The organism is Sorangium sp. So ce1504, assembly GCF_051521635.1.
GTDB classification, from domain to species: domain Bacteria; phylum Myxococcota_A; class Polyangia; order Polyangiales; family Polyangiaceae; genus Sorangium; species Sorangium cellulosum_B.
In genome coordinates this window covers 8,981,295-8,997,408 of sequence record NZ_CP150365.1, presented here as the reverse complement: position 1 = coordinate 8,997,408, position 16,114 = coordinate 8,981,295, and the positions used below count along the sequence as shown (strand labels likewise).

Below are 16,114 nucleotides of genomic sequence, written 5' to 3'. Positions count from 1 at the left end.
TTGCATCGAAGCGACCGGAATTATCGCAAAATCAACCTGATCGGTCCTCTAGTACTACAGCCGCACGTCGCCGAATCTCCGCGGGACTCGATGAGCGGCCGGACGATCATGACGCTTGGCTTGTCCGCACACTGGTGGAGCCCAGCTCGTTCGGCGCTCACCGACGTGCGGCTGTAGTACTAGACGTCGCCGCCCGCCCCCGCGGCGAGCGCTTCCCGCTCCCAAGGATCGGCTGCCCAGGCGAACGCACCGGCGGAGAGCAGGCAGACTCCCCCGCTTGCGGTGCCGTTCGCGAGGCGGGATCGACCTAGTCGCCGGCCGCGCACGCCGGAGGAGGGCAGCGGCCTTCCAGGATGTCGCGGCACACCTTGTCGCGCGCCTTCTTGTCGACCGCGCCGAGCGCTACGTAGATCTGCTGCGTGCTGCACCCGAGCGACCCCTCGACCGTGAGCGAGCCGCACGCATTGAACACCTCCGGCGCCGGCAAGGCCGCGCAGAGGGCCTCGCAGGCCGCGATGTCCGCGAGCTCGATCGGGCAAACGGCCGCGTAGAGCGTGCACATCGCCTCGCACCGCCCGACGCACACGGCGTCGCCCTCCGGGCCGAGCGGCCCGGCCGCGGTGCAGCCGGCGGGATCGCCGGTCTCCGGCGCGCGGCACCCGACATAACCGTCGGGCGACGGCATTGCCTCGCAGACCGTGCAGCACGCCTCGACCGACGGATACTGCGGCGTGAGCTCGCAGAGATCCATCGATCGGGCGCAGTGCGCCGAGCACGCGGCGATCTCGCACGGGCCGGCCTCCTGCGTGGGCGGAACCCAGCTCTCCGGGCTCCCGTCGCCGGCGTCGCCCGCGGCGGCGCCGCTGTCGATGCCGTCGCCCCCGGCCGAGGTGGCGCCGTCCTCGCCGTCGGGCAGCGGGGCGACGACCTGACACCCGGCGACCCACGCGGCGAACGCGCAGGCGGCAGCGCGGCGCGCCCTCACAGCGTCCCTCGCATGCTGATGTAGCCCGGACCGACCGCCCAGGTGACGCTCGGGGCCGGAGCCTTCGAGCGCTCCAGGCCGAGGGTGATGCCGCCGACGGCCGCGCCGGCGATGGCGAGGCCGAACCCCACGTTCGAGATCCAACCCAGCGCGTTGGCGTCGCCTCGCGCATCTGCGGAGCAGCCCGAGGCGCCCTGCCGGCACGCCTCGGCGAGGTCGTTCCTCGCGCTCAGGTAGGCCGCGCCCACGCCGAGCCCCACCGAAAGCCCGGCGCCCGAGGCCACGAACCCGCCGATGGCCCACGGCGAGACGCCGTCCGGGCGGGGCTCCGGGGTGAGCGCGACGTCGAGCGCTGTGATCTCCCGCTCCGGGACGTAGACCCGCTGCCGGGCGCCGACGTAGCCGTCGGCCTCGACCTCGACCCAGTGGTTGCCGGGATCGATCAGGGTCCCCTCCGAGGAGGCCTTCACCTCCTGGCCGTCGATCCGGAGCTTGGCTCCGGCGGGGCTCGGCACGAGCCGCACCTTCAGCCGGGGGATGCGGTCGTCGAGCTCGTCGCGCAGGGCGTCGGCGCGGCGCCGCGCCTGCATGAACGGCCAGGGCTCCCCGGGGAGCGCGCGCGACGAGGCGATCGTGGACGCGAGCTCGCGCGCCTCGCTGAGCCGACCGATCGCCACGAGCGCCTTTGCCACCTCGATGGAGGTCGAGGGCACGCGGACGAGCTGCTCGGCGCGCTGGTAGGCGCGGAGCGCCTCCGCGTACCGCCTCAGGATGAAGAGCTCGTCGCCCAGGTACACGAGCTCCCGGGCGTCGCGCCGCGCCTTCTCGTCCGCGGCGTCGCCGGCGGTGTCCGCCGCGTCGCCGGCGAGCGCCGGCGGCGATGCGAGGATCAGGCTGGTGATCATCAGCAGCGTGCTGGGCCGGGGGCGCATGGGTCTCCTCTCTGTCAGAAGCCGAGATCGCGGCGCCAGCGCGTGCGGGTCGCGACCGTCTTGCCTGGCGTCGCGGCAGGCGCGGCGAGCGCCGCCGGCAGGGCGCTCCGGGCGCCAGACACGGCCGGCACCCTCGCGTCGGCTGCCGCCCTGGCGGCAGCCTGCGCCGTGGCCGCAGCCCGCGCCTCGGCCTGGTGCGGCCTGGCATCGTCCTGCGCCGTGGCCGCCGCTTGCGCCTCGACCTGCGGCGCCGTGGCCGCGGCCCGCGCCTCGGGCTGCGGCCCGATCGTCGCGCACTGGGCCGCGGGCTCGGCGGCGGGGGCGGCGCGCCCGGGGGCTCCGCCAGCAACCATCGCGAGCGACGCGGTCTGCGCTGCCGGCGCGGTCCGGGCGACGCCGGATGCCCCCGCCCACGCCAGGGTGCTGAGGCCCATGACGGCGCCCGCGGCCAGGGCCCAGGTGCGCGCCCGCGCCCGCTGCCGGGGCGAGCTCGCGCCCAGCGTGCCGAACGGCATGAGCGTGGTCACGAGGGACGAGTAGCCTTCGCTCGAGCCGAGGGCCTCGCGCGGGGGCATGAGCTCGGTCTGGGCGGGCCGCGCGGCGCGCGGGGCGGCGACGGCCGCGTCCAGCGCCTCGAGGACGGCGCGCGCGCTCCGGGCGCGGCGCGCCGGGTCGGGCTCGAGCAGCGAGAGGACCCAGGCGTCGATCGCGGGCGGCACACCCGGGGCGAGCTGGGACGGCGGCGGGGGCGGCCCGCGGTCGATCGCCACGGCCACCGCGGCGACGGTGGCGCCGCCGAAGGGGATCTGCCCGGTCAAGCAGAAGTAGGCCACGACGCCGAGGGCCCAGAGATCGCTGTGCGGTCCGACCCGCGCGCCGCCCGCCATCTGCTCGGGCGACATGAAGTGCGGCGTCCCCAGGATGGCGCCCGTGACGGTGAGCCGCTCGGCCTCCTCGACGGTGTTCTTGGCGATGCCGAAGTCGAGCACCTTCACGAAGGGCTCCCCCTCGCCCTCCACGAGGAAGATGTTCTCGGGCTTGATGTCGCGGTGAACGATCCCCGCCTCATGCGCCCTGGCCAGCGCGGCGCAGAGCTGGCGGAGGATGGACACGGTCTCCTCGAGCGACAGCCGCCGGCGGCGCTCGACCCGATCTTGCAGCGTCTGCCCTTCCAGGTGCTCCATCACGATGTAGGGGACCCCCTGGTCGGTGAAGCTCACATCGAACACGCGCACCACGTGCGGGCTCTGGATGCGGGCCGCGGCCTCGGCCTCCCGGTGGAGGCGCACGACGGCCAGCGGGTGGTCCATGTACATGTCGCGGAGGAACTTCACCGCGACATGGGTCCTGAGCGCGACGTGCTCGGCGAGCCAGACGCTCCCCATCCCTCCCTGGCCGAGCGCGCGGATGAGCCGGAGCTGGGAGCCCACGTGCATCCCCGGCAGCGGCCCGCGCTCGGAGCTCGACGCGGTGTGGCAGCCTGCCTCAGCTGGGGCGATCAGGCAGGGCGATGGCTGGGTGGCCTCGCCTATTCCTAACGTCTTGCTCATGCCGGAGCTGGCTTGCACGCCGCGAGCCATCGCTCTGGCAGAGGGGTTGCGGGGACATGCGCCGGCGTCGGGGTGTCTCGTCGTGGCGTGGAGCCGCGCTGCGTAGCGCCCTCGTGACAGTTCGCTACAGGCGCGCTAGCGGCTGCGCTGCGCGCTGTCGACGCCGGCTCACACGGTTCACGGCCGCCGTCCTCGCGCGCTCCACGCGTCGCCCTGTCGCCGGAAACCGTGACGTAACGCGAACTGCGCTGTCAGTGAACGCGACGGGGGACGCGCCGAGGGCGCAGGTCGAATCGGGGCTTGTCGTCCGCGCGCCGAGTCACCAGGGTAGGCCGGGCGATGCAGCCTCTCCTCCTCTGTTCCCTGCTGGCTGGCGTCGGCCTCCTCGCCGCGGCGTGCGACTCGCGTCCCGCGGAGGCGCCCAGTCCGGTCGTTCTTCCGCCCGTCGCTCCGGGCGAGCTCCGCAGTCCGGAGGCGTTCGCGGCGATCCGGGACGACGACGCGCGCGCGGCCTCGCTCTTCCTCGAAGCGAGCAAGGTGCTGCTCCACCCGCGCTGCGTGAACTGCCACCCTCACGATGGCGTCCCGCGCCAGGGCGACGCCGGCGAGCGCCACAGCCCGCTGGCCGAGCGCGGTCCGAACGATCGCGGGGTGGCGGCGATGGAGTGCACGTCGTGCCATCAGGCGCAGAACCTCGAGCTCGCCCGCGTCCCCGGGGCGCCGGGCTGGCACCTCGCGCCGGCGGAGATGGCGTGGCTCGGGCGGTCGCCGGCGGCGATCTGCGCGCAGATCAAGGATCCGGCGCGCAACGGCAAGAAGACGCTCGCGCAGATCGTCGAGCACTCCAACCGCGATGAGCTCGTGGCGTGGGGGTGGGCGCCCGGCCATGGCCGCACGAAGGCGCCCGGCTCGCAGGCGGCCTTCGGCGCGCTCGTCGACGCGTGGGTGAAGGCGGGCGCGGCGTGCCCGCCCGAGGAGTCCCGACCATGATCATCCTGAAGGTGAACGGCGCGGAGCAGAAGCTCGACGTGGATCCGGACATGCCGCTCCTCTGGGTGCTGCGCGACGTGCTCGGCCTCACGGGGACGAAGTACGGCTGCGGCCAGGCGCTCTGCGGGGCGTGCGTCGTGCACCTCGACGGCGAGACCGTGCGCGCCTGCGTGACGCCGGTGAAGCGCGCCGCGGGCGGCGCGGTGACGACGATCGAGGGGCTCAGCCCCACCGGCGATCACCCGCTCCAGCGCGCGTGGGTGGAGCTCGGCGTCCCGCAGTGCGGCTTCTGCCAGGCGGGGCAGATCATGAGCGCGGCCGCGCTCCTGCGGAAGACCCCGCGGCCCTCGAACGACGACATCGACAGGTCGCTCGCCGGCAACATCTGCCGGTGCGGCACGTACACGCGCATCCGCGCGGCGGTCCGCAAGGCCGCCGGCCTTCCCACGGAGTGAAGATGGAACAGCAACGGGTCGTCCTCCTCCGCCGCTCCTTCCTCGCGGGGCTCGGGCTCGCGGTGGGCGGGCTCGCGCTCGGGGTCGCCGAGGCCGCGCCGCCCGCGCCGGCTGTGCCGCCCACGCCCAGCGGCGCGCAGGCGCAGCCGGGGCTCCGGACCGGGGTGTTCCTCCACATCGCGCCCGACGGGACGGTGTCGATCGTCTGCCACCGGTCGGAGATGGGGCAGGGGATCCGCAGCTCGCTGCCGGTCCTCGTCGCCGACGAGCTCGGCGCGGACATGGCGCGGGTGAAGATCGTGCAAGCCGACGGCGACAAGGCCTACGGCGATCAGAACACCGACGGCTCGCGCAGCGTGCGCGGCAGCTACGAGCCGATGCGGCGCGTGGGCGCGACCGCGCGCGCGATGCTCGTCGGGGCCGCGGCCAGGAAGTGGCGCGTCCCCGCCGCGGAGTGCGTCGCCCAGCAGCACGCTGTCCACCACGCGAAGTCGAAGCGCTCGCTGGACTTCCGCGAGCTCGTGGCCGACGCGGCGAAGCTCCCGGTGCCCGACGCGGAGGCGGTCGCGCTCCGCCCCGCCTCGGAGCTCAAGCGCGTCGGCGGCCCGCTCCCGCTGCTCGACGGCCCGGCCATCGTCACGGGCGCGGCCCTGTTCGGCGCGGACGTGCGCCTGCCCGGCATGCTCACCGCGGTCATCGCGCACCCGCCGGTCGTTGGGGGCAGGGTCGTGCGGTACGACGGGACGCGCGCGCTGGCGGTCCCGGGCGTGAAGAAGCTCGTGGAGCTGCCGGCGCCGAAGGGCGTCGGGGTGGGGTTCCAGCCGCTCGGCGGCGTGGCGGTCGTGGCGGACACGACGTGGGCCGCGATGCGCGGCCGCGCGGCGCTGCAGATCACATGGGATCACGGCGAGAACGCGTCGTACGACTCGGCGAGCTACCGCGAGGCGCTCTCGCGCGCGGTGCGCGCGCCGGGCAAGGTCGTGCGGAAGGTCGGCGATGTCGACGGGGCGCTCAAGGCGGCGGCGCGCACGGTCGAGGCCGAGTACTACGTGCCTCACCTCGCGCATGTGGCCATGGAGCCGCCCTCGGCGGTGGCGAAGGTCGACGCGGGCGGCTGCGTGGTCTGGGCGCCGACGCAGAACCCGCAGGCGGCGCGGACCGAGGTGGCGCGGGCGCTCGGCGTCGACGAGGGCAAGGTCACCGTGCACGTGACGTTCCTCGGCGGCGGCTTCGGCCGGAAGTCCAAGCCGGACTACGTCGCCGAGGCGGCGCTGCTCGCGCGCGAGCTGGGCGCGCCGGTGCGCGTGCAGTGGACCCGCGAGGACGACGTGCAGAGCGGCTACTTCCACAGCGTCAGCGCGCAGCACCTCACGGCGGGGCTCGACGCGAGCGGCAACGTGACGGCGTGGCTGCACCGGACGGCGTTTCCGCCGATCCCGTCGACGTTCGACGCGAAGGTGAAGACCCCGAGCGAGAACGAGCTCGGCCTCGGCGTGCTCGATCTCGCGCTCGCGGCCCCGAACGTCCGCGCCGAGGCGTGCGACGCGCCGGCGCACGTCCGGATCGGGTGGCTCCGGTCGGTCTGCAACATCTTCCACGCCTTCGCGGTGCAGAGCTTCATCGACGAGATCGCGCACGCGCGGCAGGCGGACCCGCGCGAGGTGCTGCTCGAGGTGCTCGGCCCTGCCCGGAAGGCGACGCCCGCCGAGCTGGGGGTCGACAAGGTCCCGAACTACGGGGCCTCGATCGAGCAGCACCCGGTCGACGTGGGCCGCCTCCGGCACGTCATCGAGCGGGTGACGGAGCTCTCGGGGTGGGACGCCGCGCGCAAGGCGGGCCGCGCGCTGGGCCTCGCCGCGCACCGGAGCTTCCTCACGTACGTGGCGGTCGTCGCCGCGGTCTCGAAGGACGCGCTCGGCAAGGTGAAGGTCGACGAGGTGTGGCTCGTCGCGGACCCCGGCACGGTCATCAACCTGGACCGCGTGCGCGCGCAGATGGAAGGCGCGGTGGTCTTCGGGATGAGCATCGCGCTCCACGGCGCCATCACGATGAAGGGCGGCGCGGTCGAGCAGACGAACTTCCGCGACTACCCGGTGGTGCGGAGCCCGGAGGTGCCGGCGCGGATCCACGTGGAGATCGTGAAGAGCGACGCCCCGCCCGGGGGTGTCGGGGAGCCCGGGGTGCCGCCGGTGGCGCCCGCGATCGCGAACGCGGTGTTCGCCTTGACGAAGACGCGCGCCCGGGAGCTCCCGCTGCGGCGCCTGGGGCTGTGATGAGGGCAGGGCGCGCGGAGGGGTGAGCGAGAGGACGCCGCCGCGAGCGGCCCGGATGGATTGAAAAGCTGAAATTGGCGACGGCGGCCGCCGGGGGCCTCGGTCGCGCACGAGCGGCCGTGGACTGTGCCGTCGCCGGCTTGCGGCGTCGCCCGAGGACACGAGGGTAAGCAGCATGCTCACGTTCCTCGGGGTCGTGGTCGTGGTCGTCGGCTTCGTGGCCCGGATCCATCCGCTCCTGGTCGTCGCGGCGGCCGCCCTCGTGACCTGCCTCTCGGCGGGGATGGGCCTCATCGAGGGGATCTCCGTCCTGGGCAAGGCGTTCAACGACAACCGTTATGTGAGCCTGGTCTGGCTCGTCCTGCCGGTCATCGGCCTCCTCGAGCGATCGGGCCTCCAGGAGCGGGCGCGCGCGCTGATCTCGCGGGTGAAGACGGCCACGACCGGGCGCATCCTGCTCGTGTACTTCGCGGTGCGGCAGCTCAGCGCGGCGCTCGGCCTGACCTCGCTCGGCGGCCACGCGCAGATGGTCCGCCCGCTGATCGCGCCCATGGCCGAGGCGGTGGCGGAGAACCGGTACGGACCGCTGCCGGACAGGACCCGCTGGCTGATCCGCGCCTCGGCGGCGGCGGCCGACAACGTGGCGCTGTTCTTCGGAGAGGACATCTTCCTCGCCATCGCGTCCATCCTGCTGATCAAGGCGTTCCTCGAGCAAAATGGCATCTTCGTCGAGCCGCTCCAGCTGTCGGTCTGGGCCATCCCCACGGCGGTGCTGGCGCTCCTGATCCACGGGACTCGGCTCCTCCTGCTCGACCGGCGGCTCCACCGCGAGCTCGCCCGCGCGGACGCGGGGAAGGCGGCCGAATGATCACGCTCGATGTCGTCTACCTCGTGGCAGGGCTGTTCTTCGCGGCGTCGGCCGTCCTGAGCGCGGTCGACCGCGAGAACTCGAGGCGGTGGAAGAACACCCTGTTCTGGGGTCTCCTGGCGGCGAGCTTCCTCTTCGGCTCGCGCCTCGGGGATCTCGGCAACGGGGTGCTCGTCATCTCGCTTGTGGCCCTCGGGGGCATCAGGGGCCTGGGCCAGGGGCGCCCCGCCACCACGACACCCGAGGAGCGGCGCGCCAGCGCCGAGCGGCGCGGCGACCTCCTCTTCGTCCCGGCGCTGATCATCCCGGCGACCGCCCTCCTGGGCGCGCTCGTCCTCAAGCGGGTCGAGATCCGCGGAGCGCACTTGCTCGACCCGAAGCAGGCGACGCTGATCTCGCTCGCCCTCGGCGTGGTGCTGGCGCTCGCCGTCTCCGTTGCGTGGTTGCGCCCGCCGCTGCTCGCGCCTTTGCAGGAAGGCCGGCGCCTGCTCGACATCGTGGGCTGGGCGGCGATCTTGCCCCAGCTGCTGGCCGCGCTCGGGGTCGTGTTCGCGGCCGCGGGCGTGGGGGACGTGGTCGGCGAGCTGGCCGGGAGCGCGCTCCCCCGGGGCGGCCGCCTCGCCGCGGTGGCCGCCTATACCGTGGGCATGGCGATGTTCACGGTGATCATGGGGAACGCCTTCGCGGCGTTTCCCGTCATGACGGCGGCCGTGGGGCTCCCCCTGATCGTGCGCCGGCTCGGCGGCGACCCGGCGATCATGAGCGCCATCGGCATGCTGTCCGGCTTCTGCGGGACGCTGATGACCCCCATGGCCGCGAACTTCAACATCGTCCCAGCGGCCCTGCTCGGGCTACCCGATCGCGACGGCGTGATCAAGGTCCAGCTCCCCACCGCGCTGCTCCTGCTGATCGGGAACACGCTCCTCATGTACCTGCTCGCCTTCCGGCGCTGAGGTCGCCATCGCATGACGCACGCCCTGACACCGGACATCGCCTCGCGTCTCGCCGCCATCGCGCTCGGGCACGTGACGCGGGAGTATCCGAACAAGCTCGATCACGTCATGGCCGGCCCCGAGGACGTGAAGGGCCCGCGCGACCTTCACCCCATCTTCTACGGCAGCTTCGACTGGCACTCGTGCGTTCACGGCCACTGGCTGCTCGCGCGGATCCATCGCCTCTTCCCTGGCGCGCCCGGCGCCGCGCCGGTCCGCGGGCTGCTCGACGCGCAGCTCACGGGCGAGAAGGTCGCCGGCGAGCTCGCCTATCTGCAGCGCCCGTCGAGCCGCGGCTTCGAGAGGCCTTATGGGTGGGCGTGGCTGCTGATGCTGGCGGCCGAGCTCTCGCGGTACGAGACCGAGGAGGGGCGGCGCTGGTCGGCCGCGCTGGCCCCGCTCGGCGAGGCGTTCGCCGGGCGGCTCCTCGAGTACCTGCCCAGGGCCACCTACCCGGTCCGCGCCGGCGCGCACACGAACAGCGCCTTCGCGCTCGCGCTCGCGCAGGAGTACGCCGCCGTGAAAGGCGATGAGCGGCTGTCGCTGCGCTGCGCCGAGGCCGCCCGCGCCTGGTACGGCCGCGACGCGGACTGCCAGGCGTGGGAGCCCTCGCAGGACGATTTCCTCTCGCCCGCCCTCATGGAGGCCGAGTGCATGCGCCGGGCCCTGCCCGGACCGGAGTTCCGCGGCTGGTTCGCGCGGTTCCTGCCGCGGGCGGCGCGGGGCGAGCCCGCGACCCTGTTCGAGCCCGCGACGGTCAGCGACCGCAGCGATGGCAAGATCGCCCACCTCGACGGGCTCAACCTGAGCCGCGCCTGGTGCTGGCGCTCGCTCGCCGCGGCGCTGCCCGAAGGGGACGCGGTCCGCGCCCGCGCCCTCGACGCGGCGGAGCGGCACCTCGACGCCAGCCTGCCGCACGTCGCCGGCGACTACATGGGCGAGCACTGGCTGGCGAGCTTCGCCCTCCTCGCGCTGGGCGAGGGCGTCGATTGACGCGTCACGGGGCCGCGGAGCGGTGCTCTGCGGCGGCCGGTGTTGCAGCGTCTATGTCGTGGAGCGGGAGACGGGATTTGAACCCGCGACGTCAACCTTGGCAAGGTTGCACTCTACCACTGAGTTACTCCCGCAAACGGCGAGCCCAATGCTCAGGAAACCACTCTCGTGCGGCGTGGACAGCGATGAGGCTGAGCGCGCCGGGACCTCCGAGGAGGTCGTTTCCGTCGATGGGCGCGGAGGAGTACCAACCGACGTCGCCCTAGTCAAGCACCGATGTGCATGGTCGTGGAGCTTCTCAGGAACGGAGAGCTGGGTCCCATGGTTTTCCGGGTTCCGACACCGGCGGGGCCCGGCCGTCGCCGACACATTGCATCTCTCTACCCCGCGCCGCGGGCGTACCTCCTGAGCTTTCGGTAGAGCGTCGACGCCCCGATCCCGAGCTCCGCGGCGGCGCGGGCCTGGTTGCCGCCGTGCCGCTCGAGCGCCGCGAGGATCGCTCGCCGCTCGACGCCCTCCAGCGTCCGCGCGGCCGGCTCCTCGCCCCCGCCGCCGGTCGGCGCGGCGCCGCGGACGTCGTCCGGCAGGTCCTCCAGATCGGCGACGCCTCCCCGCGCAAGGGCGACCGCGTGCTCCACGGCGTTCTCGAGCTCGCGCACGTTGCCGGGCCACCCGTGGCGCTCCAGCGCGCCTTCGGCCTCCGGCGTGAAGCCCGCGACAGGCCGATCGAGCCGTCGCGACGCCGTCGCGAGCAGCGCCCGCGCGAGCGGCAGGACGTCCTCCCGGCGCTCGCGGAGCGGCGGAAGGCGTATCTCGATGACCCGCAGCCGGTAGTAGAGGTCCCGCCGGAAGCGGCCCGCCGCCGCGTCGGCCGCGAGATCGCGGTTCGTTGCCGCGAGGATCCGGGCGTCGACGTGGCGGCTCGTGTTCTCGCCGACGCGGCGCACCTGCCGCTCCTGGAGCGCGCGGAGGAGCTTCGCCTGCACCCCGGGCGGGGTCTCGCCGACCTCGTCGAGCAGCAGTGTGCCCCCGCGCGCCGCCTCGAACAGCCCGGCGCGGTCGTGGGTCGCGCCGGTGAACGAGCCGCGCGCGTGCCCGAAGAGCTCGCTCTCCAGCAGCGTCTCGGTGATCGCCGCGCAGTTGACCGCGACGAACGGGCCCGCGGCGCGCGCCGACGCGCCGTGGATGAGCCGCGCCACCCGCTCTTTCCCGGCGCCGCTCTCGCCCGTGAGCAGGATCGTCGAGTCCACCGGCGCGACCCGCCGCGCGCGGTCGAGGGCCCGCTGCATCGCCGGGCTCTCCGCGACGAGCGGGGTCGGCGGCTCGCCCCGCGGCGCGGCGAGGGGCAGGGCGCTCGCCTTCGCGTCGAGGCCGCGCCCTGTCGCCCTCCGGGGCGGCGCGGGCTGCGCGGGCCGGCGGAGCGATAGGTCGAGCACGCTCTCGCGGAAGAACGGCAGGTGCTCCTCGAGCGCGGCGCCCCACGCGGCGCGCGTCCGGCCCTGGAAGTGGCAGACGTCGTCGCCCCGGCCGATGCACCGATCCTCGATGACGTAGACCGCCTCGCCCGTCGCCCGGGTCATGTAGCCGCTCGCGATGCCGGCGAGCATCCAGCAGACCGGCTCGTCCGCGCGGCCGAGGTGCAGGAGGTGCTGTTCGGCCTCGTACGACGAGAGCAGCGTGGCGCCGCGCGAGGCGAGGGGCGTCGTGTCCCCGGGCGCGAGCCGGATGAAGCCCTGCAGCGTGTGGAGCAGCGCCCCTGCGCCGTGCAGCTCGGCGTCGCTGTCCCAGGGGAGCCGGGACACCATCGCCTCCGCCATCCGGGCGCCGTGCTCGACGCCGAAGCGCGTGAGCACGGCGCGCGCCCCCGCGAAGCCCGCGAGCCGGACGAGCTCCCCGCGCAGCGTCCCGAGCGCCCCGGCGTCGAGGATGACCGCGCGCTCCCCGGCGAAGCGGACGACACCGCCGCGCGCGTCGACGTCGAGCAGCTTCCGGATGTCGAGATCGGCTGCGCGCATGGGACGACCTTTCAGGGCGACAGGCGTGACCGGTCACCCTGACCGGCGGGCTCGCGAAGCGCCACGGACGAGCCGCGGATCTCCCGTGGAAAGCGGCCTCTCCCGCGCGGGCCCGGCGTGTGCTCGGGGCCGTCGCGGGAGGTCTCTTCGCATGAGCGAGCGCGTGGACATCATGACACCCGCCTTCCGGGCGGATCCTTATACGCCGTATGCAGCGATGCGCCGCGAGGCGCCTGTCTGCCAGGTGGATCCTGGCGGGATGTGGGCGGTGAGCCGGTACGCCGATGTCGCGACGGTCCTGCGGAGCCCGGAGCGGTTCTCGTCCCAGGGGTTCCGGGCCGCCTGGCAGCCGGCGTGGGTGGGGCACAACCCGCTCGCGAGCTCGATCCTGGCCATGGATGGCCCGGATCACGCGCGGCTCCGCGGCCTGGTGAGCCGGGCGTTCGGGGCGCCGGCGATCGCGCGCATCGAGCAGCGGGCCCGGGATCTGTGCGAGCGGCTCGCGGGCCGCCTCGACGGCGAGGTCGACTTCATCGCCGCGGCCGCGGCGCCGCTGCCGGCGTTCGTGATCAGCGAGCTGCTCGGCCTGGATCACGCGCTCGAGCCGCGCTTCAAGCGGTGGATGGACGATCTCCTGTCCGTGACGCCCGAGCCGGCGAGCGCCGAGCACGCCGCCCGCGTCCGCGCCACGATCGCGGAGCTCGACCGGTACATGGCCGACGTCATCGCGGCCCGCAGGCGATCGCCCTCCGACGACCTCGTGAGCGAGCTCGCCCGCGCCGGCGAGCTCCTCGGCGACCGCGAGATCATCGATCTGCTCGTCAGCATCCTTGGCGGCGGCCTCGAGACCACGACCCACTTCCTCGGCAGCTCGATGCTCCTGCTCGCGGAGCGCCCCGCGGAGCTCGAGCGGCTGCGCGCCTCGCCGCAGCTCATCCCGAGGTTCATCGAGGAGATGATGCGTTATGACGGCCCGACCCAGTCCGTCCCCCGGCTCACGACGTCGGACGTCGCGCTGGCCGGGGTGACGATCCCCGCGGGCTCGCTCGTGCTGGCCCTGGTCGGCTCGGCGAACCGCGACGAGCTGCGCTTCACGGATCCCGATCGGTTCGATCTGCACCGCGGGCAGCCGAGCCTGACGTTCGGGCACGGCGCGCACTTCTGCCTCGGCGCTGCGCTGGCCCGGATGGAAGCGAAGGTCGCGCTCGAGGTCCTGGTCCCGAGGATCGGCGAGGTGGCCCGCGCGCCCGGCGAGATCCCCTACAACCGCACGCTCACCGTGCGTGGCCCCGTGTCGCTGCCGCTCCGCTTCAGGCCGGCCTGACGTGCCAACGAAATGAGGGGATCTGTCAGGTCCTGTTCTGCACAATGGCTGTCCATGCGATATCGAGCGTTCCTGCCGCTGGTCTTCGCTCTGCCGGCGTGCGGCCCTGCGGCCGCGCCCTCGCCTGCCGCGGGCGCTGCGCCCGCCGTGGCCAAGGCGGCCCCCGCGGCGCCGTCTCCGTCGGCGCCCGCGGTGGGCGTCGCACCTGCGCCTGCCGCGAGCGCCGCGCCGGCGCCGCAGAGCGCCTGTGCGCTGGAGCGCGGCTTCCACGGCACGATCGGGCCGAAGCTCGAGGTCTTCGCGCGGATCGAGCGCGACGGAGGGACCGTGCGGGGCCGCTACTTCTATGCCCACGTCGGCGTCGACATCCCGCTTTCCGGGTCTGTCACCGACGCCGGCGAGCTCGCGCTTGTCGAGGGCAACCCGGCGCGCCCGACGGGGCAGTTCGCGGGCACCTGCCGGGCCGACGGCCACCTCGTCGGGACGTGGACGAGCCCGCGGGGCGCCTCGCTGCCGTTCGACCTCGCCTCGGTGGGCGCCCGCGATGTGCTGCTCGTGGCCACGAAGAAGAGGGCGCGCCGCTTCCCGCCGCAGCCGAACCCCGATGGCCCGTCCGACGGGATCGGGATCCCCTTCGAGCCTGGCGAGGCGTGCAGCGAGGATCTCGCCTGGCCCGAGATCTTCGGCGCCGCGACGGCGAAGAGCGAGGCGGCCCTCAACCGCGCGCTCGAGAGCGGCGCGTGGGTGTTCGGGCAGGGGGACGAGGCGAGTTTGCGCGCGTGCAAGACGGGCGAGCGAATGGCCGCCTCGCGCACCTTCGAGATCTCCCTCAACGAGAAGGGCCTGCTCGCGGTCCGCTCCCACGATGCGATGCGGTACGAGGGCGGCACGCACCCCTGGGATCCTGGGGCCGAGCGCTGGCAGGTGCTCGACGCGCGCACGGGCGCGCCGGTGACCCAGCTGCTCGACCGGTCCGCCGCGTCGAAGAAGGCGCTACGGCCCTTGCTGGAGCGCTGCCTCGCGCCGTTGGCCGGCGGCGACGCGACCGTGCTCGAGCTGCTGCGGGAGCGCGTGAGCCTCGACAACCCGGATCTGCTCCTCCTGCCGACGCCCGGCGGGCTGAAGCTCGCCGCGACCGGGTATCCGCCGCCGCTGCGCGTGCTCGAGGGCGATGGCCCCATCCTGACGTGGGCGGCGCTCGCCGCCGCGGGCGCGGTCGGCCCGAGGAGCCCGCTCGCTCGCCTCTGGGAGGGCCGCAGCGCGGCCGCGGCGGCGGACCCGTGCGCCAAGCAGGGGTCGCCCTGAGCCGGACCCGATCGGGCCTGTGAACCCGACCCGGGTTGAGGCAAAAGCCGACGACCCGACGCGGGTCGAGGCATCCTCGGCAATCCCATGGTGTGACGAGCCCGGGAACCTGGCCGGACCTCGCCGAGCTGGACAGTTGGATCCGCCGCGCCGTCGTGAGCCGCGACGCCAGTGAGCTCCTCATCCAGCAGACATCCGCCGGGTTGAAGCTCGCCGCGACCGGAGATACAACGCTGCGCGCCTCCTGTCGGCGTGGGCCGTCATGTCATCAACGCGCGCCCGTGGTCGCGCTCGTTGTACGTAACCCAGCCCCCACCGAGGCCATCTTTCCCGGGGAGGATGCTCGTCACGGAGCACGCGGACCGAAAGAACATGGAACAGAAGACAACTCCGACGATCACCGAGCTCGAGCGTGAGATCGATGCGCTGCGCCGACGCGTTGCCGAGCTGGAGATCCCCGCGCGCCGCTACAAGGCCCTGCTCGACGGGGGCATCGTGAGCATGATGATCTACGATGGCGAGAGCCGCGTGCTCGAGGTGAATCGTCGGTGGGAGCAGCTCTGGAGCTTGAGCCTCGGGGATGTCGCCGGGTGGCGGTTGCTGAAGGACGAGCAGGTATCCGCGAATGGGTCGATGCCCCTCGTCGAGCGAGCGTTCTGGCGGGGCGAGGCCACGGCGCTGCCCACCATTCGCTACGATCCGGTCCAGGCAGACACGCTCCAGAAGGGAATGGCCCGCTGGGTCGCCTCCTCGCTCCATCCCATCAACGACGCTGCGGGCAACGTGCGCGAGGTGCTGCAGATCCACGTGGACGTCGGCGAGCTCAAGCAGTCCGAGGACGAGCTGCGGGCTCAGACGGCGCGGCTCGAGGCCGCGATCGCCGAGCGGACCCAGCGGCTCGAGGAGCAGCTCCGCGTGAGCGAGGAGCAGCAGCGCGCCATTGCCGTGCTGTCCACGCCCGTGCTCAGGCTCTGGGACGGCATCCTCGCGCTGCCGCTCATCGGCCACATCGACGCCGAGCGCGCCGCCCGCATCCTCGAGGTGCTGCTGCAGGCCATCGTGGACACGCAGGCGGAGCATGTGATCATCGACGTCACCGGCGTGCCGTTCGTGGACGCGGAAGGGGCACGCCACCTCCGCGACACGGTGCGCGCTTCCTCGTTGCTCGGGGCGCAGTGCGCCATCGCGGGCATCTCGCCGGCCATGGCGAGATTGCTGATCGACTGCGATCTGGGCTTCGATGGCGTCACGATTGTCGCGAGTCTCCAGGACGGGCTTCGGCGCTTGTTGTCCAGCCGCAACGGCGATCGAACGATAGGCGCCGCTGGCGCCGTCGCCGCCGGCGCCCAGAGGCGGGATCCCGCGCGCCGCGACGAGCCGCGAGAGCGCTGAAGTTCAGCCGGGCCGGAGGAGCGACAGCGGGCGTTCGATC

The 16,114-nt window shown here is 73.6% G+C and carries 13 protein-coding genes and 1 tRNA gene; 9 read left to right on the top strand and 5 right to left on the bottom strand.

Annotated elements, in window-relative coordinates; translation table 11 throughout:
• Positions 1 to 307: 307 nt before the first annotated feature.
• From WMF39_RS33980 to WMF39_RS33970, 3 genes are read right to left on the bottom strand one after another with little or no spacing between them, the layout of a single operon-like run.
• Complete coding sequence (locus tag WMF39_RS33980) at positions 308 to 985, bottom strand: hypothetical protein (RefSeq protein ID WP_437740628.1); 678 nt, start codon at positions 983 to 985, stop codon at positions 308 to 310.
• Complete coding sequence (locus tag WMF39_RS33975) at positions 982 to 1,917, bottom strand: PEGA domain-containing protein (RefSeq protein WP_437740627.1); 936 nt, start codon at positions 1,915 to 1,917, stop codon at positions 982 to 984. Before WMF39_RS33975 ends, WMF39_RS33980 begins: the two co-directional genes overlap by 4 nt.
• Before the next feature lie 14 nt (positions 1,918 to 1,931).
• The gene (locus WMF39_RS33970; RefSeq protein ID WP_437740626.1) at positions 1,932 to 3,467 is read right to left on the bottom strand and encodes a serine/threonine-protein kinase; all 1,536 of its coding nucleotides are present in this window, start codon (positions 3,465 to 3,467) and stop codon (positions 1,932 to 1,934) included.
• 339 nt (positions 3,468 to 3,806) lie between these two features.
• Here WMF39_RS33970 and WMF39_RS33965 point away from each other — a divergent pair, with 339 nt between their 5' ends.
• The 6 genes from WMF39_RS33965 (at position 3,807) to WMF39_RS33940 (ending at position 10,038) form a co-directional block, all read left to right on the top strand.
• Entirely contained in the window at positions 3,807 to 4,457 is a 651-nt protein-coding gene (locus tag WMF39_RS33965) for an Isoquinoline 1-oxidoreductase subunit (protein WP_437740625.1), read from the top strand.
• On the top strand, positions 4,454 to 4,912 hold the full coding sequence (locus WMF39_RS33960; RefSeq protein ID WP_437740624.1) for a (2Fe-2S)-binding protein: 459 nt from the start codon (positions 4,454 to 4,456) through the stop codon (positions 4,910 to 4,912). The genes WMF39_RS33965 and WMF39_RS33960 overlap by 4 nt, the downstream gene beginning before the upstream one ends.
• Before the next feature lie 2 nt (positions 4,913 to 4,914).
• A complete protein-coding gene (locus WMF39_RS33955) occupies positions 4,915 to 7,185 on the top strand; it encodes a molybdopterin cofactor-binding domain-containing protein (RefSeq protein WP_437740623.1) in 2,271 nt (756 codons plus the stop codon).
• A gap of 175 nt (positions 7,186 to 7,360) precedes the next feature.
• Complete coding sequence (locus WMF39_RS33950; RefSeq protein WP_437740622.1) at positions 7,361 to 8,053, top strand: DUF969 domain-containing protein; 693 nt, start codon at positions 7,361 to 7,363, stop codon at positions 8,051 to 8,053.
• A complete protein-coding gene (locus tag WMF39_RS33945; protein ID WP_437740621.1) occupies positions 8,050 to 9,006 on the top strand; it encodes a DUF979 domain-containing protein in 957 nt (318 codons plus the stop codon). The genes WMF39_RS33950 and WMF39_RS33945 overlap by 4 nt, the downstream gene beginning before the upstream one ends.
• 12 nt (positions 9,007 to 9,018) lie before the next feature.
• Complete coding sequence (locus WMF39_RS33940) at positions 9,019 to 10,038, top strand: DUF2891 domain-containing protein (protein ID WP_437740620.1); 1,020 nt, start codon at positions 9,019 to 9,021, stop codon at positions 10,036 to 10,038.
• 59 nt (positions 10,039 to 10,097) lie between these two features.
• On the opposite strand, the gene WMF39_RS33935 is transcribed toward WMF39_RS33940, so the two are convergent.
• A tRNA-Gly gene (locus tag WMF39_RS33935) sits at positions 10,098 to 10,172 on the bottom strand.
• Positions 10,173 to 10,418: 246 nt separating this feature from the next.
• Complete coding sequence (locus WMF39_RS33930) at positions 10,419 to 12,053, bottom strand: sigma 54-interacting transcriptional regulator (protein ID WP_437740619.1); 1,635 nt, start codon at positions 12,051 to 12,053, stop codon at positions 10,419 to 10,421.
• A 151-nt stretch (positions 12,054 to 12,204) separates the two neighbouring features.
• Between WMF39_RS33930 and WMF39_RS33925 the strand changes: the two genes are divergently transcribed.
• From WMF39_RS33925 to WMF39_RS33915, 3 genes are all read left to right on the top strand, one after another.
• Positions 12,205 to 13,377 (top strand): cytochrome P450, encoded by a 1,173-nt coding sequence (locus tag WMF39_RS33925; RefSeq protein ID WP_437740618.1) that lies wholly within the window; start codon positions 12,205 to 12,207, stop codon positions 13,375 to 13,377.
• A 54-nt stretch (positions 13,378 to 13,431) separates the two neighbouring features.
• Entirely contained in the window at positions 13,432 to 14,682 is a 1,251-nt protein-coding gene (locus WMF39_RS33920) for a hypothetical protein (RefSeq protein ID WP_437740617.1), read from the top strand.
• Positions 14,683 to 15,054: 372 nt separating this feature from the next.
• Positions 15,055 to 16,074, top strand: coding sequence for an STAS domain-containing protein (locus WMF39_RS33915; RefSeq protein ID WP_437740616.1), 1,020 nt, complete (start codon positions 15,055 to 15,057; stop codon positions 16,072 to 16,074).
• The last annotated feature ends 40 nt before the right edge of the window (positions 16,075 to 16,114 follow it).

Excerpts from the sequence above, each read along its gene's own strand:
- WMF39_RS33975 (WP_437740627.1), bottom strand. The coding sequence starts at position 1,917 with ATGCGCCCCCGGCCCAGCACGCTGCTGATGATCACCAGCCTGATCCTC.
- WMF39_RS33970 (WP_437740626.1), bottom strand. The coding sequence starts at position 3,467 with ATGAGCAAGACGTTAGGAATAGGCGAGGCCACCCAGCCATCGCCCTGC.
- WMF39_RS33965 (WP_437740625.1), top strand. The coding sequence starts at position 3,807 with ATGCAGCCTCTCCTCCTCTGTTCCCTGCTGGCTGGCGTCGGCCTCCTC.
- WMF39_RS33960 (WP_437740624.1), top strand. The coding sequence starts at position 4,454 with ATGATCATCCTGAAGGTGAACGGCGCGGAGCAGAAGCTCGACGTGGAT.
- WMF39_RS33955 (WP_437740623.1), top strand. The coding sequence starts at position 4,915 with ATGGAACAGCAACGGGTCGTCCTCCTCCGCCGCTCCTTCCTCGCGGGG.
- WMF39_RS33950 (WP_437740622.1), top strand. The coding sequence starts at position 7,361 with ATGCTCACGTTCCTCGGGGTCGTGGTCGTGGTCGTCGGCTTCGTGGCC.
- WMF39_RS33945 (WP_437740621.1), top strand. The coding sequence starts at position 8,050 with ATGATCACGCTCGATGTCGTCTACCTCGTGGCAGGGCTGTTCTTCGCG.
- WMF39_RS33940 (WP_437740620.1), top strand. The coding sequence starts at position 9,019 with ATGACGCACGCCCTGACACCGGACATCGCCTCGCGTCTCGCCGCCATC.
- WMF39_RS33930 (WP_437740619.1), bottom strand. The coding sequence starts at position 12,053 with ATGCGCGCAGCCGATCTCGACATCCGGAAGCTGCTCGACGTCGACGCG.
- WMF39_RS33925 (WP_437740618.1), top strand. The coding sequence starts at position 12,205 with ATGAGCGAGCGCGTGGACATCATGACACCCGCCTTCCGGGCGGATCCT.
- WMF39_RS33920 (WP_437740617.1), top strand. The coding sequence starts at position 13,432 with ATGCGATATCGAGCGTTCCTGCCGCTGGTCTTCGCTCTGCCGGCGTGC.
- WMF39_RS33915 (WP_437740616.1), top strand. The coding sequence starts at position 15,055 with ATGGAACAGAAGACAACTCCGACGATCACCGAGCTCGAGCGTGAGATC.